Below are 18,957 nucleotides of genomic sequence, written 5' to 3' on the forward strand. Positions count from 1 at the left end.
TCAATTCCTCGCACCCTGGGGCCCTTGGGGCCCCTGCGCCCGGGGTTGGCCTCTCACCCGGGCAATCGCTTGCACCAATTCCCGCAGCGGCACCGGCTTGGTCATACACACCACCGCGCCCTGCGCCGCCACCTTTCGTAACAATTCGGGCACCACGTGCCCCGACATGGCGATGACGGCCACGGACAGGTCCGCCGCCTTCACCTTGGCCACCAGCTCCGGCCCGCTCATCTCCGGCATCACCAAATCCAACACGCACACGTCGAAGTCGCCCGAGCGCAGGTAGTTCAGCGCTTCCTCGCCGCTGTACACCGCGCGAGCACGCAGCCCCACCGTGCTCAGCGCGCGCACCATGGCGCGAGCCACCGGCTCCGTGTCGTCCACCACCAGGACCTGAGGGGCCCGGGCCGCGCGCAGAATCGTGTCCAGCGCGTGCGCCACGTCGAAGGGCTTGGGCAGCACGGTGAAGGCGCCCTCCGCGAGCGCGTCCTCCACCAGCTCCTCCGCCGTGAAGGCGGTCATCAACACCACGGGCATGTCCGGACGCGCCTGTTTGATACGGCGCAACAGGTCCACTCCGTGCAGCCCGGGCATGCGCATGTCGCTGAGCACCACGTCCACCGGATGCTCACCCAGGAGGCGCAGCGCTTCCTCTCCGTTGGCGGCCTCCAGAACGGTGTGGCCCTCCAACTCAAGGTTCGCCGCGAGCGTGATGCGCAGCCCCTCCTCGTCGTCGACCAAAAGGATGCGAGCGGGGCCCAAAGCCACGTCCTCCATCATGCGGCCTGCGCCGCCGCGGTTGCCGGGAGATGAATGTGGAATTCACTACCCCGGCCGGCTTCGCTTCGCACAGAGATTGTGCCTCCGTGACGTTGCACCATGTTGGCCACAATGGCCAGCCCCAAGCCGGTGCCACGCGTCTTGGTTGTGAAAAGCGGTTCGAAAATCTTGGGCAGCACGTCCGGAGGGATGCCCGTCCCGTCATCTACCACGCGAATGGCCCACGGCCCCGTGTCGCCGCCTTCCGCCAGCACTGAAACCTGACCCGCTCTGCCCTGGGGCATGGCCTCCACCGCGTTCTGCACCAGGTTCACCAGCACCTGACGGAACTGCTCCTTGTCCAGGCTCGGCACGGGGAGCGATTCGGGGACTTCGTTGAGGATGCGGACACCGTCCCGAGAGGGAACCACGCCAATGGCCTCGTCCACCAGAGGTCGCAACGGACACGGCTGCAGCGCCGGTGGCCGCTCGCGCGCGAAGTCGAGCAGGTCGGAGATGATTTTCGCGCACGCGCCCAGCTCGCGCTCCATCACCCCGAGGAACTGGGGGACCCGTGGGTCATCCGCGGCCCCGATGGCATCTCGACTCAGTCGTCGGGAGAGGTAGGCGTGCGCGTTGCGCACAGCGGCCAGGGGGTTGCGCAATTCATGACCCACGCTGGCGGCGAGTTGACCCACCGCGGCCAGCTTCTCCACGCGGATGAGGTGCTCCTGGAAGCCACTCAGCTCGCGCAGCGCGCGGTCCAGCTCCGCGGACTTGTCCTCTTCGCGCTCGCGCGCCAGCTCCAGCTCCGCGCGGCGCACGGCGACTTCGCGCATCTCCCGCCGCATCACCCGGCCCGCGTGCAGGAGCACCAGGTTCAGGAAGCCCACCCAGAGGGCGTGCTCCAGGAAGCGCCACCACTCCACGTGGGGCAGGCCGTACACCGACTCCGGCCACACCAGGCCCCGGATGATGTGGTCCGCGACGGTGGCGACCGTGGCCGTCAGGAGCACCCACGGGTCCCGATACAAGGAGAGGAACGCGAGCGAGACGAAGATGTGGAAGTGCGTCTCGATGCGGCCACCCGTCAGGTGGATGAGCAGCGAGGACCACAACATCTGCGCCAGGGCCACGCCGTGGCGGGTGGGGATGGCCCCGGGGCGCCAGCGCGCCAGCGCGATGGGGAACACGGTGAGGGCCGCGCCGATGAAGAGCGCGGCATACACGTGGGCATGGAGGGCGCGGTCCTTGCCCTCCCAGCCATAGGGCGAGACGAAGAGGGCCACGAGGATGCCGAAGGCCCATTGGGCCAGCATGAGGCCCGCGAACAGGCGGTCCGTGCGGCGTCGCACCGTGGTCAGGTGCTCGTGGAACAGCAGAACGGCGCGTTCCTTCAGTGCCACCGTCGGGCCGCTGGCATCCTCCGTGGGCTTCATGGGGTGTTCGTGGCCCGGGCCTCGGGCGGTTCCTCCAGTGCGCAACCGTAGACAGCGTGCTCCGACGACCCGCCCACCCGACCCGCCTCCCGCAGCAGCGCCTCCACGGCGTCCCGCCCCGGGTTGTCACCTCGATGTCCCCGCGCCCCGGTGAGTCCACCGCTGAAGCGGAGCCGACCGGCGGCATCATAGAACAAGGAATGTCCGGAAGTAGCGACTCCAAACCCGCGAGCTTGCTCGCCTCCCATATCCGCGAGCACGGTGACGCCCGGAATCGCGGCGGCGGCACGCCACAGGGGCCCTTGCGTCCAGTCGCTGGAAGTGCCCTCGGGCTGGAGGAACAGGACGCGCGCGTCGAGCTGGCCCCGGGCGTGCTCCATCAGGACGGACAGCTCCCCCAGGCTCGCGCGAGTGCAGGGGCAGCGCGGGTGGGCGAGCATCACCAGCGTGGGCCGCCCCTCCGCGCGAGGAGGGTGCGCGGACGAGGGCCAGGAGGAAGGGGCCTCGCGCGTCTCGCCCGGGGTGAGGGCATGTCGGGCCAGGAGCGCGAAGCCCGCCGCCGTGGCGACCAGCCACAGCAGACCTCCCAAGAGCCACGCCCCCCGCGACAGGGCGGGAACCTTCATCGGGGACCCCACTTGTGCTCGGCCAGGCCGGAGGTCAGCCGGCTCATGTCGCGCTTGAGGCGCGCGGACTCGGCGGCCCGGCGGATCATCGCGATGAGGTCCGAGGGCTGGTAGGGCTTGAGCACCAGATAGAAGAGGCCCTGCGCATCCAGGCGGTCCCTCCAGTCGAGGTACTCGCGAGAGCCCGTCACCAGCACGCCCGCGAGGTGAGGGTACTGAGTCACGGCCTCGCGCAGCAGTTGGATGCCGCTGGGCCCGGGCATGTGGAGGTCGGTGCACAGGACGTCGAAGGGGCGCAGTCCGAGCAGCCGTCGCGCGGTGAGCGCATCGGGCGCGGTCTGGACCTCGAAGTCCTCGGAGAGCACGGCCGAGGTGGTGGCGAGGACAGCGGCCTCGTCATCCACCAGCAGAACCTGGAGCCTCGGAGCAGTCATTGGCGGGACCTCCCGAGGATAACGTCGTCCGAGCCAGACCGTGAGCAGTCGCGGTGGATTGTTCGCCACCGGCGGACGCACGGTACGCGAGCGCTAGAGGGCGGGCACCTACACCCGCGTGCGGGCCTCGCGCGGACGGGGACACCTGCGCTTGCTCCTCTGTCTACCGTCTCGCATGTCCACGGGTTGGAGCGAGCGGATCCCCCTGCGGGCTCTCGGGCCTGGCTCGCGCGCTGACTCACGAACTGCTCACTCTGAGCCATGAGCCGCTCGTGCTGAGCCGCTCACTGGTGGGCGGTGAAGCGGCCTTTCGCCAGGAAGACGTTCGCGTCGTCGATGAGGACCTCCGTGCCCGCGTCGGCGCGCCAGACGTCGATGAGCGCCGTCACGCGCTCGTACGTGAGGGGATAGACGTCGCCATGAGGAGGCTTCTCCACCAGCACCCACTCGTACACCTGACCGTCAGGGGGCTGCGGTCCACCCACCGCGTGGATGTCGTCGCGGTCCGCGAGCAAGGAGACAAAGTTGCTGCCGAGCAGCGCCGGGCCCTCGCGATGCTGGGCAAGCACCTCCACGCCGCGCGCGATGCTGTCCAGCCGCGCCGGGTCTCCGGGACACTGTCGCGGGTACGTCCGGGAGGAGGTCAGCGTGCGCGTGAACTGGCGCAGGTTGAGCTCGTTGCTGAAGAGGAGGATGAGCCCCGTGGACACCAGGACCCATGCGGGCACCTTCCGAGCGCGCAGCAAGGGCAGGAAACCCATCAGCGCCGCCGCCAGCAGCGGCACGCCGTAATGGAAGCGCCAGGCCATGCCGAGGAAGCGGATGCCGAGCATCGGCAACAGCACCAGCAGCCACGCCCAGTCCGGCTTCACGCGCTCGCGCCAGGCCCAGACTCCCAGCGGAACCAGCAGCAACACCAGCGTGCCCACGCGCGACAGGTGGACCGGAGCCAGCCTGAGCGAGATGTAGTGGAGGAGCCCGCCGTCCATGCCCTGCTTGAGCCGGATGCTGTAGTCCTCCGACGGCCCCAGCCACCACGGCCGCAACCCATAGACGCCCGCGAGCCACACCAGCGACAGCACGCCCACGCCCACCGCGAAGCGCCGCTCGCCGCGCAGCCACAGCGCGACGGTCAGCATGATGCCCCCGAAGGCGAACTCCTCCTTGCAGGCGAACAGCAGCACCAGCGACACGAGCAGCCAGCCGTTGCGGCGCAGGTGCCACGCCACGCCCGCCATCACCCACGGCAGCGCGGACCACGTCGTGGGGTGGATGGGGAACTTCAGCGCCTCCACCGCGCTGGGAGACAGCAGCAGGAACGCCGCCAGCAGCCCCGTGGCCGCGCGACTCAGCAGCCCGCGTGCCTGGAGCCAGAGCAGCGGCGCCACCGCGAGCAGCACGAAGAGCGCCTCGCCCACCAGCGCGGCCCACATCGGAGGCAGCACCGCCACCAGCGGGCGCGCCAGCACCAGGATGGGGTCGAAGTGGTCGTTGAAGATGTAGACCTGTCGCGCGCTGAGCCAGGGGTTCGGGTCCTCGAGCGACATGCGCGCCAGGGCCTGCGTGTAGATGCCCAGGTCGAAGTGCGCGAAGCAGGCGTGCGCGGCCTGAATCCACACCGGCGCGACGACGAGCACCGCCCAGACGAGGACCACGAGCGGCAGGGCCAGCATGCCCGGCCATCGCCGTGCGTGTCCGGGGCTCGAATCGTCGGCGGAAGGAGTCATGAGGTCGCGAAGCGAGGCGCCACCGGCCACGGCCCCGAAGCCGCGTCGTCTAGCGCACTCTCGTGACGCATGTCATCCGACTCGACAGACCGTCCGGCCCCCCGGGGCCCGCCGCACCCGAACGAAGGATGCGAGGCCCCGAGGCACGAGGTCCTCCATGCACTTCAGTGTCGATGATGCGCGTGCAGCCCATCCGTGTAGTGCTGGAGCTGCCGGCGCGCGGCGTCGAACGCATCCGATACGGCCTGGTAGGGGTCCTCGTGCGCGGCGTCGTGCTCCGGGTCCCTGCCCGCGACGATGTCCTTTCCGGGCACGTGCAGGTCCACGCGCACCCGGAAGTGGTGGCTGTGCGCGTTGTGTCGGTGAGGCTCATCCACCACGACGTGGCATCCGACAATGCCGTCGAAGAACTGCTCCAGCTTCGCTGCGTGGTCGCGGATGTGCTCGTTCAGGGCCTCGCTGGTCGCCATGCCCCGGTAGGTAATCTGCAACGCTCGCTTCATCGTCGGCCTCGGGTCGGGCCCCGCCATTCGCGGGGCTTCAGGGTGCACCCCTCTCCATTGCATCACCCTGGCCAGCGCCAACCCCTTGGAATGCCTGGGCACCCCGCGCGCGCTTGCGCGGGCTTTGCGGCGAAATGGGGCGGCGCGCAGCCCCTGCGGGGCGCAATGCCCCACGCCTACCTGCTCGTGTCGAGCACGGCCGCGCCGCGCACCCGTCCCTCGCGCAGCGCGGTGAGCGCCTCGTTGGCCTCGGACAGGGGGAACACGCGCACCTCGGTGCGCACCGGCACGCTGGGCGCGAGCACCAGGAAGTCCATCGCATCCGAGCGCGTCAGGTTCGCCACCGAGCGCACCACCTTCTCCTCCCAGAGCAGCGAATACGGGAACGAAGGGACATCGCTCATGTGGATGCCGCCACACACCACCACTCCGCCCTTGTCCACGGCGCGCAGCGCGGCGGGCACCAGCGCTCCCACGGGCGCGAACAGGATGGCCGCATCCAACGGCTCCGGAGGAAGCACATCCGAGCCACCCGCCCACACCGCGCCCAGCTCCCGGGCGAAGCGCTGCCCCTCCTCGTCCCCGGGACGCGTGAAGGCAAACACGCGGCGCTTGCGATGACGCGCCACCTGGATGAGCACGTGCGCGGCGGCGCCAAAGCCATACAATCCCAGCCGTTCACCCTCTCCCGACAGGCGCAGGCTGCGAAAGCCGATGAGCCCCGCGCACATCAACGGCGCGGCGTGGACGTCCGAGTAGTTCGCGGGCAGCGGGAAGCAGAAGCGGTGGTGCGCCACGGCGTACTCCGCGTAGCCGCCGTCCACCTGGTAGCCGGTGAAGCGCGCGAAGTCGCAGAGGTTCTCCCGGCCGGACACGCAGAAGCGGCACTGTCCGCAGGTCCAGCCGAGCCAGGGCACGCCGACCCGCGTCCCCTCCTCCACCCCGAGCACCTCGTCGCCCGCCTCCACGACGGTGGCCACGATTTCATGGCCTGGGATGAGCGGCAGCTTGGGCCTCGGCAGCTCACCGTCCACCACGTGCAGGTCCGTGCGGCACACCGCGCAGGCGTGCACGCGGAGCAGCACCTCCTGCGGGCCCGGTCGGGGGATGGGCCTCGTCTCCGCTCTCAGTGGCTGCCCCGGCGCGTGGAGAACCATCGCGCGCATGGTGCCTTCCATGGGGTCGCTCCCTCTGTCGTCCGCCCTTCAGCGGGCGCATCCGTCCGAGGGAAACATGGGGGGCGACTGCTCCAGCGGGAAGCGCGTCCGAGCTTCCTGCCTCAAATCTGGATGCCCGCGAGGAGGCCCGGCCAGGTGCGCACGGTGGTGCGTCCGCTGTCGCTGACCTCCTTCCACTCCGGCCCGATGCCCAATTCCTTCCACGGGTCACTCCCGTTCCAGGTGACGAGCGTGTTGGAGCTGACCCCGCCGAACACGGCGAAGCGGCTCGACAACTGCCAGCCCGCCATCACCCGGAGCTGCCCGAGCACGTGGTTCGTGTCGTCGTCGAAGTCGAAGAGGCGGTTGGCGTGCAGGCTGGAGCCCAGCACGTCCACGTCGACATAGAACCGGCCCATGGGGATGTGGCCGCCCAGTCCCGCGCCCACCGTGTAGCGACGGCGGTCTCCGTCCATCGGCGGAGAGAGCCCCACGGTGAGCAGCGTGTAGAGGTGTCGTCCGCCCAGCTTCAAGCCGATGTTCGTCAGCGCCACGTCACTGGCCCACGCCTGCACATGGGCCTGACCGTTGCCCACGAAGCTCAGCAGGCCCACCGACTCGCCCTCCGTCTCGCCCGCCACGTTCACCAGGCCCACCTGCGCGCCGTCCACATGGCCGGCCACGTTCACCAGGCCCACCTGCGCGCCGTCCACGTCGCCGCCCACGTTGATGAGGGAGAGCTGCGCGCCGGCCAGCTTGCCCGCGTAGCTGACGCCCGAGGACATCTGCAGGCCCGTCAGGTCGGACGCGACGTTGACTCCCGCCGCCATCTGGACCCCGCGCGAGACACCGCGCGCCACGTTGCCACCCACCGCCATCTGGATGCCGTTCAACGTCCCCGCCGCCAGGTTGCCACCCACCGTGAGCTGCGCGCCCCGCACGTTGGCGCCCGCGATGTTCGCGCCCACGGAGAGCTGCGCGCCCTCCATCTCCCCCGTCGTCACGTTGGCGCCCACCGTGAGCTGTCCGCCGCCCATCGTTCCTCGCACCACGTTGGTGCCCACCGAGGCCAGCACGCCCTCCGAATCCCCGCCCACCAGGTTGCCACCCACCGCGAGCAGCGTGCCGTCCACCGGACCGCCCGACACGTTGGCGCCCACCGTGGCCAGCACACCCGTCGCGCCATGCGTCACCCAGTTGCCGCCCAACGACAGGCCCAGCGCCGTCACCCGCCGGGCATGCGTGGCGATGAGCCCGATGGACACGTCATGCACCAGGTTCTGGCGAGCGAAGCCCGACGTGCTCAGCCCCGGCAGAATCGACAGGTTGAAGGGCACATGGACCTCCTGCTCCGCGGCCTCGGACTTCGCCGTCGCCACCGCCACGGGAGCATCCGTCGCCGTCACCGCGCCCACCGTCGTCGCCTCGACGAGGGGCGGCGGCACCATCGCCCGCTCCACGCCCGGACCTTCGACGGTCGGCACGGACGCCGGACCCGCGTCACCGCCCACCGAGGCGCCAGGTGCCGGGTCCACGCCCTTCGCCTCCTCGGCGCCGGCGGACATCGCCACCATCGCCGCCATGACTCCCGCACACACCGAGACCTTGCGCTTCATCGCTGGACCTTCCTGAGCTTATATCCGAGAGGGCTCCTCCCACGCGTGACGCGGGCACCGGAGCCGGGGTTGTTTCGCGGGAGACGTCGCCGCCTCCCCTCGCGCAACAGAACACCGGGCCCGCGAAATACTGTCACCGGACCTCCACGCCAGGATTTCCCCACCATGGCCCAGACACCCCAGCGCCCCAGGCCCGCTTCCCCGCCCTCGCGGCGGGACGTGCTCGCCGCGGGGCTCGGCGCCGCGCTGCTCCCGGGCCTGACGCACGCGGCCCCGAAACCCCCACCCACCGCGAAAGCCACCATGCTCACCCGTCCCATCCCCAAGTCAGGCGAGGCCCTGCCCGTCATCGGCCTCGGCACCTGGCAGACCTTCGACGTGGGGACCTCCGCCGACGAGCGCGCCCCCTTGAAGCAGGTGCTCCAGCGCTTCCTCGACTCCGGCGCGCGCCTCATCGACTCGTCGCCCATGTACGGCCGGGCGGAGCGCGTCGTGGGAGACGTGCTCGCCTCGCTCGGCGACGTGCCCAAGCCCTTCCTCGCCACGAAGGTGTGGACGACGGGCCGTGAAGCGGGCCTCGCTCAAATGGAGACCTCCGTGAAGGACATGGGGCGCGGACGGATGGACCTGCTCCAGGTCCACAACCTCGTCGACTGGCGCACCCACCTGCCCGTGCTGCGCGAGTGGAAGGCCCAGGGCCGCGTGCGCTACGTCGGCATCACCCACTATGCGCGCGGCGCCTTCGATGACCTGGAGAAGCTCCTGAAGGAGCAGACGCTCGACTTCATCCAACTGCCCTACTCACTCGCCGAGCGCGACGCCGAGAAGCGCCTGCTCCCGGCCGCCGCCGAGCACGGCGTGGCGGTGCTCGTCATGCAGCCCTTCGCCACCGGCCAGCTCTTCCGTCAGGTGAAGGGCCGCGCGCTGCCGGAGTGGGCCGCGGACTTCGACTGCTCGAGCTGGGCGCAGTTCTTCCTGAAGTTCATCCTCGGCCACCCCGCCGTGCACTGCCCGCTGCCCGCCACGAGCAACCCCGAGCACGTCGCCGACAACCTCCGCGCCGGCTTCGGAAGACTGCCCGACGCGAAGACACGCGAGCGCATGGCCCGCGTGCTCAATCCGTGACGGGGCACGAGGCCCAAGCCGACTACAGCTCCGGGTCGGGCGTGAACTGGACCTCGGCGATGGCGGACAACACCACGCCGGTGCCGGGCTCGCCCGCGTCGTCATCGCGGCCCACCTCCAGCACCTCGTCCTTCGCGTCCCACTGCCCCAGGTAGTACGAGCCGCCGGCCACCATGCACGCGCGGCCCTCGGACACCACCACCTCCACCAACTCCTGCTTGTCGCTGGTGGCCCGCATCAGCGTCCACTTCTTGCCGTCCTGACGGAACTCGTCGACGACCTCCTGGAGCTCCGCGTCGCTCGGCGCGCCACCGTCCTGCACCTGCCGCTCCCACCGGCGCCCGTCCTTCTGCGGCTGGCGGCCCTTCCACGCACGCCCCAGCTCCAGCAACTTCTCCTCCGCCGCGTCCTGCAGCCCGTGCATCTCCTCGGGCAGCTCGATTTCCTCCAGCGCCAGGAGGGCCGTCTCGATTTGCAGCGCCTTCAGGCACCATTCGTTCCACGCGGTCTTCAGCATCGTCGTCGCACTCGCTTTCCGTCCCCCACCTACCACACCGCCCGCCTGCCCAGGCGCCATCCAGGCGGTCGTCCCATGCTCGCTCCCCATCACCCTGCCTACCTTCCAAAGCCAGGAGGAGCGCATGAGCACGAAGAAAAAGGAGCAAGGCACCCGCGACGCCGTCGAACATCTAGGAGACCTCATCCACGGCATCAAGGTCGCGATGATGACCACGGTGGAGGCCGACGGGAGCCTGCACAGCAGACCGATGTGGACCCAGGACCACGACTTCGACGGAGAGCTCTGGTTCTTCACCCGGGAGCACTCCCACAAGGTCGACGAGGTGGAGAAGGACCACCACGTCAACGTGTCCTTCGCCGACCCCTCGCGAGAGCGCTACGTCTCCGTGAGCGGGCGCTGCAAGCTGGTGAAGGACCCCCGCAAGGTCCGCGAGTTGTGGAGCCCCGCCCTCAAGGCCTGGTTCCCCCAGGGCATGGATGATCCAGAGCTGGCCCTCCTGTGCGTACACGTGGAGCGCGCCGAGTACTGGGACGCCCCCTCCAGCCGCATGGTGCAATTGGCCGGCATGCTCAAGGCCGTCCTCTCCGGGAAGACCTACGCCCCCGGCGACCACCAGTCGCTGGAGCTGAACGGCGGCAGCGGGCCCTCCGGCCCCCACTGACGGCCCCGTCCTCTACTCGAGGACCCACTTCCACCGCCCGGCGGGGGGGTGGGGTGGGTCCTTCCGCCTCGACTTGGGGTTGCGCCAGAAACGCGCGGGCGCCATGACTGCGCGGCCGTCCCACACCCCTCGAAGGCACCCTCACCGTGCCACCTTCCCCACACACCACCCCACGGGTCTACATGGACCCCGACCTACCCGTCGTGCCTATGCACGGTCAGGTAGGTGTCACTTTTCTCACGACGTGGTGTTTCTCTGACAGGCGCGTTCGCGTCGCCTTGTACCTGGGGTCGGGGTGATCCATCAGTCCGCCCCGTGGCGTGCTAACCAGCCGCCCCACATGACGTTGAAGTCACGAACGCTTTAGAGTATCAACCATCCGCATTCGGGATTTTCCGCATACCCCACGGCGTCATGTCGGTGCGCAGCGGAAGGTACGAAGAAGACTCACCACAGGGCGGCTCTACCGCCTTTCGAAGGAATCCACGATGGAGAACAAGAAGTCGGTCTCGAAGCCCGAGGGCAAGCTGGCGGTGCTCATCCCCGGCCTGGGCGCGGTGTCCACGACGCTGATGGCGGGTGTGGAGCTGGCGCGGCAGGGCAAGGGCGCGCCCATCGGCTCCCTGACGCAGATGGGCACGGCGCGCCTGGGCAAGCGCACGGATGGGCGCACCGTGAAGCTGGGTGAGCTGGTGCCCCTGGCGGGACTGAACGACGTGGTCTTCGGCGCCTGGGACATCATCAGCGAGGACGCGTACCAGGTCGCGGTGCGCTCCGGCGTGCTGCACGACAAGCACCTGGAGCAGGTGAAGCCCTTCCTCCAGGGCATCAAGCCCAAGAAGGGCGTGCACGACGCGGAGTTCGTCCGCCGCATCGAGGCCAACCACGCCAAGGCCACCAAGACGCACCGCGAGAGCATCGAAGCGCTGCGCCAGGACATCCGCGACTTCAAGAAGGAGCTCAACGCCAAGCGCGCGGTGATGGTGGTGTGCAGCAGCGTGGAGACCTTCCGTCCCCTGCCGGAGTCCTTCAAGACGCTGGCCGCCTTCGAGAAGGCGCTGGACGAGAACAGCACGGACATCAACCCCACCGCGCTCTACACGTACGCCGCCATCAAGGAAGGCGTGCCGTTCGCCAACGCGACGCCCAACGCGAGCGTGGACACGCCCGCGCTGCAGGAACTGGCGAAGCTGGAGGGCATCCCCGTCGCGGGCCGTGACCTCAAGAGCGGCCAGACGATGATGAAGACCGTCATCGCCCCCGCGCTCAAGGCCCGCATGCTCGGCCTCGAGGGGTGGTTCTCCACCAACATCCTCGGCAACCGCGATGGCGAGGTGCTCGACGACCCCGCGGCCTTCAAGGCCAAGGAAGTCACCAAGTCGAGCGTGCTGGACACCATCCTGCAGCCGGACCTCTACCCCGAGCTGTACAGCAAGTACTCGCACAAGGTGTCCATCCACTACTACCCGCCCCGCGGCGACGCGAAGGAGGGTTGGGACAACATCGACATCACCGGGTGGCTCGGCTATCCGATGCAGATCAAGGTCAACTTCCTCTGCCGCGACTCCATCCTGGCGGCGCCGCTGGTATTGGACATCGCGCTGTTCCTGGACCTGGCCAAGCGCCTGGAGTGGCGCGGCATCCAGGAGTGGATGTCCTTCTACTTCAAGAGCCCCATGGCGCAGCCCGGCCTGCCCGTCGAGCACGACCTGTTCATCCAGCTCACCAAGCTGAAGAACACCCTGCGCGTCGTGGCCGGCGAAGAGCCCATCACCCACCTTGGCCTCGACTACTACGGGGATGACCTCCCGCTCGCTCGCTAAGACCACGGCCTTCACGTGGTTCGTCACCCTGATGGGTGTGGGCCACTTGATGCTCGTGACGGCCACCGGACGGCTCCGGTGGGACCACGTCGTCGCGGACGTGGCGCTGGTGGGGGTGGCCTGGGCGGGCCCCCGCACGCGTCGCTTCCTCTTCGGCGGCTTCCCACTGTGGCTGACCGGTATGCTGCTGGACAGCCAGGGACTCTGGCTGTTCCTGCGCGGCACCATCCACACAGGTGACTTGTGGGAGTGGGAGCGCCAATGGTTCCCCGCCCCCGGTGGTGTCAACTGGCCCCTGTGGTGGAGCACCCGCTCGCACGCCGTGTTGGACCTGTTGTGCGGCTTTGCCTACGCCGCCTACCTTTACGAAGTCTTCTTGATGGCCATCTTCTTCTACGTGAAGAAGGACACACGCTTCGAGAAGCTGTGCTGGGCCTTCCTGGTGGTGAACGCCCTGGGCGTGGTCACCTACCTGCTCTATCCGGCCGCGCCACCCTGGTACATCCTCCAATACGGCCCGGGCCCGGCGAACCTCGCCGCGCTGCCCAGCCCCGCGGGCACCGCTCGCTTTGACGCACTGTTGGGTATCAATTACTTCGCGGGCTTCTACGCCCGCAATCCCAACGTGTTCGGGGCCATGCCCTCGTTGCACGCCTCCTATCCCTTCATGGTGATGCTCTTCGTCTGGCGAGACGGCTGGAAGTGGCGTCTGAGCACGGGAGTGTTCGCCTTGCTGGTTGCTTTCTCCGCTGTCTATCTGACGCACCACTACATCCTGGATGTGCTCGCGGGCCTCGTCTTCGCGCTCGTCGCCTTCCTGGCGGTGGAGCTGGCCTTTTCGCGCAAGAGCGCACCCATGTCCGTCACGCTGCCGCTGACTCCTGGAGGGGACACCCGTGCTTGAGAACGTGGTCGCCTGGTTGACCGGAAACCTGTCCCCCTCGGCTCGCATCTGGACGGCGTTGGGTCCCGCCATCCTCGCCTGTGTGTACTTCCTGGGAGGCCTGCTCGTCTTCTGCATCCGCTGCGCCTTCAAGGGCGTGCCTCGCGACGAGGAGACGCTCAAGCGGGGCAACGCGGGGTTCGTGGGCTACTTCCTTCGGCACTACTTCTTCTGGATCATCCAGCCGCTGTGGGCGGTGATTCTGCGCTCGGGCCTTCCGGCCAACGCGCTGTCCATGTTGTCGGGCCTGTTGGGCATCTCCTCCGGCGTGGCGGTGGCGGCGGGCCGCTTCGCGCTGGGTGGCTGGTTGTTCCTGGGCGCGGGCATCCTGGATGTGATGGACGGGCGAATCGCCCGGACGCGCAAGGAGGCCAACCCCGCGGGCGCGGCGCTGGACTCGGTGTTGGACCGGTACGTGGACTCGGCGATGTTGATGGGCCTGGCCTGGTACTACCGGGACACCTGGGTGCTGTTGCCGGCGCTGGGCGCGCTGTTGGGTTCGTCGCTGGTGCCATATGTCCGCGCCAAGGGCGAGGGCCTGGGCGTCAACGTGCGAGACGGCGCGATGCAGCGGCTGGAGCGGGTGCTCTTCCTGGGCGCGGGCACGGCGCTGTCGCCGATTCTGGAGGCGGTGTTCTGGCCCCAGGAGAAGCACCCCATGCACTGGATGGCGGTGGTGGGACTGGTCTTCGTCGCCATCATGAGCAACCTGACGGCCATCTCCCGCTTCAGGAATCTGGTGAAGGCGCTGGCACCCAAGCGGGTGGAGGCGCGCTCCGAGAAGGCGATTATCGGCCTCAACGCGGTGGCGGGCGCGGTGGCCACGCTGGCGGACTTCGCGGTGGTGCTGGCGCTGGTGGAGTTGGCGGGGCTGTTGCCCGCGTGGGCCACGGTGCTGGGCGCGCTGCTCGGCGCGGTGGTGAACTACTCCATCAACCGCGTGTTCACCTTCCGCAGCACGGCGGCGGTGGGACGGCAGGTGATGCGCTACGCGGTGGTGAGCGGGACGAGCGCGCTGCTCAACGCGGGTGGCGTGGCGCTGCTGACCTTGCATCCACAGCTGGCCTACACCTTGGGGTGGTGGCTGGTGCGCGGCGTCGTCTACTTCGCGTGGAACCTGCCCCTGCAGCGCGACTACGTCTTCAACGACACGAACTCGCCGGAAGCGCTCCTGGAGCAGCGCCCCCATGCGGCGTGAGTCGAGGCTCCAGGTCCTGGGCCTCCTCTTGTCGCTCGCGCTGCCCACCGTGGCGGCGGGAGCGACGTTGGAGCCCACGGCCTCCTCGAGTGACAACTACGGGGAGAGCTTCACCTTCATCGGGGACCTGGAGGACAGCACCTTCGTGCTGGTGCAGTTGCAGGTGACGAACATCGGCCCTGGCTCGCGCACGGGCATCTGCCGGGCGACGGTGCTGCGGCCGGGCCAGCGTGCGTGGACGGCGCAGAAGAAGGTGGGCTCGCGCGAGTGGGGTTACGACGCGGCCACCAGCACGCTGCGCGTCGGCACGTGCTCGGCGCGCTCGGCGGACGGGGTGACGCGGGTGGAGGCGCCGCTGGACGGTGGTCGGGTGGTGCTGGAGTACGCGGCGCAGGTGACGCCGCGCTCGCCGGAAGGCTCGGAAGTGGAAGTGGGCAACGCGCGCTACCGGCACGAGATGACGTTGGCCTTCAGCCCGCTGAAGGCGACGGTGCAGCCGCCGAAGAGCGCGGAGCTGGAGCAGTCGGGTGGCGGCTACGCGGACCACACGCGCTCCACCATTCCTCCGGCGAAGCTGGCCAGGCGCTGGGTGCGCTTCCGGGCGTTGCGCGAAGGCGGGGAGCGGCTGGTGTTGCTGGCGCGCGAGGGGCAGGACGGTGAGTTCGGTCCGGTGTACTCGTGGACGGAGGGTGGCACGCCGAGCCAGTTGGAGTCCTTCACGCTCAGCCGCGAGGGCTCGAAGGAGCGGAGCGCCTGGACGGTGGATGTCTTTGGCGGGGATGGGGCGAAGGTGATGGTGCTGCGCTCCACGTCGCTGTTGCAGCGCAGCGCGCCCGTGGAGGACCTGGGCATGCTGGGTGGGCTCATCAAGCCCGTGGTGGGCTCTCCCGTGACGTACCTGCACCGGGCGGTGCTGGAGCGCGCGGGGAAGGCGCCGGTGGCGGGGTTGATGGAAGTGTCGCTCGAGGGCGATTTGTGAGCGTGTCGTTGTTGCGGGACGTGCACCATGTGCCAGGAGTCCGGGGCTGGGTGCGCAAGCAGGTGCTGCGCTCGGTGGCGCGCTGCGTGGAGTGGACCACGAAGCTTCCGGGGCGCGGGCTCAACGTGTCCCAGGTGAGCGACTGGTTGCACGTGGGTGGCTCGGTACCGCCGTCGCGCTACGCGGAGCTGAAGGCGCGAGGCATCACCGCGGTGATTGATTTGCGCGCCGAGTCCGTTGACGACGCGAAGGCGCTGGAAGCGCTGGGCATCGAGCTGCTGAACCTGCCGGTGACGGACCGCTATCCGCCGTCGGTGGAGCAGTTGCTGCAAGGTGTCGAGTGGGCGATGCCCCGGCTGGAGCGGGGCGGGCACCTGTACGCGCACTGCGAGCACGGCGTGGGCCGAGGCCCGCTGATGGGGCTGGCGGTGATGGTGGCGCGCGGCTGGGATGCTCCGGCGGCGTACCGCGCGCTGCGAAAGGCCCGGTGGCAGTGCACGCTCAATGACCGGCAGTTGGGTGGACTCGCGGACTTCGTCACCGCGTGGGCGGCACGGCGTTCGGGGCGCGCGGCGTAGCGTCAGCGGCTGAACGGCCCTTTCGACACGGTTGCGCTCCGGAACCCGGGGTTCCTACCCTGATGCGTGGAGCGTCGACGTCGCGCGAAGCTGGAACCGCGTGACACCCGCGTGAGTGCCTGAATGCCCACGAGGACATCGTTCGGCTCCAGGTCGCTCGCGCGGGTTGGAGACGCCTGGTCATGATGGAGCTCTTCACCGACGACGTGCGCCGCAACCCCTTTCCTCTCTACGCGAAGCTGCGCGCGGCCTCGCCGCTGCTGCACGAGCCCCAGGCGGACCTGTGGATTCTCTTCGACTACGACAGCGTGAAGCGGGCGCTGCATGACCACGACGCGTTCAGCTCCGTCGTCACCACGGAGACGGGGACGACACCGGACTGGCTGTTGTTCTCGGACCCGCCCCGGCACACGAAGCTGCGCAACATCATCATGCGCGCCTTCACGCCGCGCTCCATCGCCAACCTGGAGCCACACGTACGGGAACTGTCGCGGGAGCTGCTCGATGTGACGGTGGAGCGTGGGGAGATGGACCTGGTGACGGACTACTCCAGCCTGCTGCCGGCGATGGTCATCGCGAAGATGATTGGGATTCCTCCCGAGGACCGCGCGCGGTTCCTGCGATGGGGGGAGGTCATCATGAAGCTCAGCTACACCATCGCGGACGGGGATGAGTCGAAGCGGGCCCTGGAAGAGAACTCGGCGGCGCGGGACGAGATGCGCACGTATCTGGCGGACATCCTCGATGAGCGTCGGAGGACGCCGCGGGATGACCTGCTGACGAGGCTCGTCGAGGCGGAGGTGGATGGGGAGCGGCTGGACGGGAAGGAGATTCTGGGGTTCTTCCAGTTGCTGCTGGCGGCGGGGACGGAGACGACGACCAACCTCATCAACAACGCGCTGCTGTGCTTCATGGAGTACCCGGACCAGCTCGCGCGACTGAAGGCGGAGCCGGCGTTGTTGTCCTCGGCCATCGAGGAGGTGCTGCGCTTCCGCTCTCCGGCGCAGTCGATGTTCCGTTCGACGAAGCACGAGGTGGAGCTGCACGGGCGGGTGATTCCGGCGGGGAGGTTCGTGCTGCCGATGATTGGCTCGGCGAATCGGGACCCGAAGCACTTCCGCGAGCCGGAGCGCTTCGACATCGGCAGGGACCCCAATCCGCACATCGCCTTCGGGCACGGCATCCACTTCTGCTTGGGGGCAGCGCTCTCTCGCATGGAGGCACGGGTGGCGCTCACCGACCTGCTGGAGCGGCTGCGGAACTTCCGGCTCGCGAGCGACGAGCCCTGGCAGCCGCGACAGGCGCTCCATGTCCACGGCCCCACGCATTTGCCCCTGCGCTTCGAGCCGGGTGCGCGGAGCTGAGGCCTCACCGCGCTCTCCCTTCCTGGTGAAGATGCTAGGTTTCCGCTCTTCTCCATGTCCTCGACCCACGCTCGTGCCCTGCTGTTGGCCCTGATGCTCGGAGCCGGGGCCTGTGGGTCGAACCCCAACGTTCGCGTGCACCGCTTGGAGAACGGGCGCCTCCAGGTTGATGGCCCGCTTGCGGGTCCATTCAAGACGACGGAAGCCCTGGCGGAAGCAGGGTGCGAGCTCATGACCGCACAGGGCGGCGCATCAGGAGGCCCCATGGGCTCCGAGTACTGCGCCCTCAACTATTACGCACCCGATGAGGACGCATTCTACTTGAGCTACCTATCGGATTTCAAAGACAGGCAGGACACACGGGAGATGAAGACCTGCTCGATGCCACAAGTCCTCCATGACCCCGCGCGAGTGAACGCCCTCATCACCGGCGGCGACCATACCCATCCTCACAATGCGCGCTTCTCACCTGGAGATCTGAGCGGCAGGTGGAATCCTGCTCGCGTCGTCACTGAGAAGACGGAACGGGTCTTCCAACGTGAACTCTTCGTGTTCAACCGGCGTGGAGATGGAGCGTGCTCCGTGTACAGCGTCAACTATGCGACCCGAGTGGTCTCAGCGCTGCGCGGGGGCCAGTGGGTTCAAATCGGTCACGTCTACGACGACAACGGGAACATCCGTATGTTCGAAGGCATGGGCTGGTAACCACGATGACGCCACACCGCCCCCTGTCCGTGAAATCATGCGGGAGCCTTCCATGAAGACCACCCCGCTCATCGCACTCCTCTGTGGCGCATCGCTCCTGAGCGGCTGCTCCCTCCTCGGCTACCACAAGCCCCAGAAGGCCGAGCGCGCGCCTCCCGAGGAAGCCTCGAAAGTGACGTTTCCAGACTCGATGGAACAGGGGATCCACTTGGATGGCCCAGCGATGGCGGCACTCGAGGTCGCCATGAATGCGTTCCTTCCGCCCGACCGCAAACCGGATGCGCGCGATGAACCCCTCGCGCGATGCCTCGCGCGCCGGGACACCTATGACGCCTCGGTCCTGAAGGAGAACGACGACCTCTACTTCGTCAGCTTCCTTCCCAGGCTCTCCCGCTGCGGCATCGAACTGGAAACGCCCTTGATGGATGCCGGGGCCGTCTACGCCATCGACGCTCGCGGCCGCATCCTCGCGGAGCTGTAGCCAGCCCTTCTCACCCTACCAGCGCTGCTGCGGCTCCATCGCCGTGGGCCGGCGCTTGTCCGTGGGCGTCAGTGCATCCGCGGGCGAACAGCGACAGACCTCACAGCCACGCTCGCGGTCCATGGAACACTCCGTGCCAGTGATGCACGAGAGGTTCCGCGACTCCTCGCACCGCGTGTCGCCCTTCTTCTCTTCCTTCTTCCCACCATGGCCACAGCCCGCCAGGGCCACCGCCACCGTCACCACCGCGAGCCACCCGCTTCGCTTCATTGCCCTGCCCTCCATCTGGCACCACCCCGGCGCCACCGTGCCGCGCAGT

At 68.6% G+C, this 18,957-nt stretch carries 20 protein-coding genes; 10 read left to right on the top strand and 10 right to left on the bottom strand.

Going from position 1 to position 18,957, the window contains the following annotated elements; all coding sequences use genetic code 11:
* The 8 genes from G4D83_RS06105 to G4D83_RS06140 all read right to left on the bottom strand — a co-directional run bounded on the left by G4D83_RS06105 (window position 1) and on the right by G4D83_RS06140 (window position 8,261).
* The gene (locus G4D83_RS06105; protein WP_240356194.1) at window positions 1-777 is read right to left on the bottom strand and encodes a response regulator; all 777 of its coding nucleotides are present in this window, start codon (window positions 775-777) and stop codon (window positions 1-3) included.
* Complete coding sequence (locus tag G4D83_RS06110) at window positions 777-2,198, bottom strand: sensor histidine kinase (protein ID WP_163863692.1); 1,422 nt, start codon at window positions 2,196-2,198, stop codon at window positions 777-779. Before G4D83_RS06110 ends, G4D83_RS06105 begins: the two co-directional genes overlap by 1 nt.
* Window positions 2,195-2,824, bottom strand: a complete 630-nt coding sequence (locus G4D83_RS06115; RefSeq protein WP_163863693.1) for a thioredoxin domain-containing protein — start codon at window positions 2,822-2,824, stop codon at window positions 2,195-2,197. The genes G4D83_RS06110 and G4D83_RS06115 overlap by 4 nt, the downstream gene beginning before the upstream one ends.
* Complete coding sequence (locus tag G4D83_RS06120) at window positions 2,821-3,258, bottom strand: response regulator (protein ID WP_163863694.1); 438 nt, start codon at window positions 3,256-3,258, stop codon at window positions 2,821-2,823. The genes G4D83_RS06115 and G4D83_RS06120 overlap by 4 nt, the downstream gene beginning before the upstream one ends.
* Before the next feature lie 284 nt (window positions 3,259-3,542).
* Window positions 3,543-4,931, bottom strand: coding sequence for a DUF2079 domain-containing protein (locus G4D83_RS06125; RefSeq protein ID WP_240356183.1), 1,389 nt, complete (start codon window positions 4,929-4,931; stop codon window positions 3,543-3,545).
* 218 nt (window positions 4,932-5,149) lie between these two features.
* Entirely contained in the window at window positions 5,150-5,488 is a 339-nt protein-coding gene (locus tag G4D83_RS06130; RefSeq protein WP_163863695.1) for an HPF/RaiA family ribosome-associated protein, read from the bottom strand.
* 176 nt (window positions 5,489-5,664) lie between these two features.
* Window positions 5,665-6,666: a zinc-dependent alcohol dehydrogenase family protein gene (locus G4D83_RS06135; RefSeq protein ID WP_163863696.1), complete on the bottom strand. Its 1,002-nt coding sequence runs from the start codon at window positions 6,664-6,666 to the stop codon at window positions 5,665-5,667.
* Window positions 6,667-6,767: 101 nt separating this feature from the next.
* The gene (locus tag G4D83_RS06140) at window positions 6,768-8,261 is read right to left on the bottom strand and encodes an LA_2272 family surface repeat-containing protein (RefSeq protein ID WP_176437961.1); all 1,494 of its coding nucleotides are present in this window, start codon (window positions 8,259-8,261) and stop codon (window positions 6,768-6,770) included.
* Between the two features lie 165 nt (window positions 8,262-8,426).
* Here G4D83_RS06140 and G4D83_RS06145 point away from each other — a divergent pair, with 165 nt between their 5' ends.
* On the top strand, window positions 8,427-9,386 hold the full coding sequence (locus G4D83_RS06145; protein WP_240356184.1) for an aldo/keto reductase: 960 nt from the start codon (window positions 8,427-8,429) through the stop codon (window positions 9,384-9,386).
* Window positions 9,387-9,408: 22 nt separating this feature from the next.
* On the opposite strand, the gene G4D83_RS06150 is transcribed toward G4D83_RS06145, so the two are convergent.
* The gene (locus G4D83_RS06150) at window positions 9,409-9,903 is read right to left on the bottom strand and encodes a hypothetical protein (RefSeq protein ID WP_163863698.1); all 495 of its coding nucleotides are present in this window, start codon (window positions 9,901-9,903) and stop codon (window positions 9,409-9,411) included.
* Between the two features lie 124 nt (window positions 9,904-10,027).
* Here G4D83_RS06150 and G4D83_RS06155 point away from each other — a divergent pair, with 124 nt between their 5' ends.
* From G4D83_RS06155 to G4D83_RS06195, 9 genes are all read left to right on the top strand, one after another.
* Window positions 10,028-10,567, top strand: a complete 540-nt coding sequence (locus G4D83_RS06155) for a pyridoxamine 5'-phosphate oxidase family protein (protein WP_163863699.1) — start codon at window positions 10,028-10,030, stop codon at window positions 10,565-10,567.
* Between the two features lie 488 nt (window positions 10,568-11,055).
* Window positions 11,056-12,390: an inositol-3-phosphate synthase gene (locus G4D83_RS06160; protein WP_163863700.1), complete on the top strand. Its 1,335-nt coding sequence runs from the start codon at window positions 11,056-11,058 to the stop codon at window positions 12,388-12,390.
* Entirely contained in the window at window positions 12,368-13,294 is a 927-nt protein-coding gene (locus G4D83_RS06165; RefSeq protein WP_163863701.1) for a phosphatase PAP2 family protein, read from the top strand. The genes G4D83_RS06160 and G4D83_RS06165 overlap by 23 nt, the downstream gene beginning before the upstream one ends.
* Window positions 13,287-14,531, top strand: coding sequence for a GtrA family protein (locus G4D83_RS06170; protein WP_163863702.1), 1,245 nt, complete (start codon window positions 13,287-13,289; stop codon window positions 14,529-14,531). The genes G4D83_RS06165 and G4D83_RS06170 overlap by 8 nt, the downstream gene beginning before the upstream one ends.
* Window positions 14,521-15,510, top strand: a complete 990-nt coding sequence (locus tag G4D83_RS06175) for a hypothetical protein (protein WP_163863703.1) — start codon at window positions 14,521-14,523, stop codon at window positions 15,508-15,510. The genes G4D83_RS06170 and G4D83_RS06175 overlap by 11 nt, the downstream gene beginning before the upstream one ends.
* Complete coding sequence (locus tag G4D83_RS06180; protein ID WP_163863704.1) at window positions 15,507-16,088, top strand: phosphatase domain-containing putative toxin; 582 nt, start codon at window positions 15,507-15,509, stop codon at window positions 16,086-16,088. Before G4D83_RS06175 ends, G4D83_RS06180 begins: the two co-directional genes overlap by 4 nt.
* A gap of 182 nt (window positions 16,089-16,270) precedes the next feature.
* Window positions 16,271-17,452 (top strand): cytochrome P450, encoded by a 1,182-nt coding sequence (locus G4D83_RS06185; protein WP_240356186.1) that lies wholly within the window; start codon window positions 16,271-16,273, stop codon window positions 17,450-17,452.
* A 54-nt stretch (window positions 17,453-17,506) separates the two neighbouring features.
* A complete protein-coding gene (locus G4D83_RS06190) occupies window positions 17,507-18,157 on the top strand; it encodes a hypothetical protein (protein WP_163863705.1) in 651 nt (216 codons plus the stop codon).
* A 52-nt stretch (window positions 18,158-18,209) separates the two neighbouring features.
* Entirely contained in the window at window positions 18,210-18,638 is a 429-nt protein-coding gene (locus tag G4D83_RS06195) for a hypothetical protein (RefSeq protein WP_163863706.1), read from the top strand.
* 15 nt (window positions 18,639-18,653) lie between these two features.
* On the opposite strand, the gene G4D83_RS06200 is transcribed toward G4D83_RS06195, so the two are convergent.
* Window positions 18,654-18,908, bottom strand: a complete 255-nt coding sequence (locus G4D83_RS06200) for a hypothetical protein (protein WP_163863707.1) — start codon at window positions 18,906-18,908, stop codon at window positions 18,654-18,656.
* Window positions 18,909-18,957: the final 49 nt, after the last annotated feature.

Source organism: Myxococcus eversor (assembly GCF_010894455.1).
GTDB classification, from domain to species: domain Bacteria; phylum Myxococcota; class Myxococcia; order Myxococcales; family Myxococcaceae; genus Myxococcus; species Myxococcus eversor.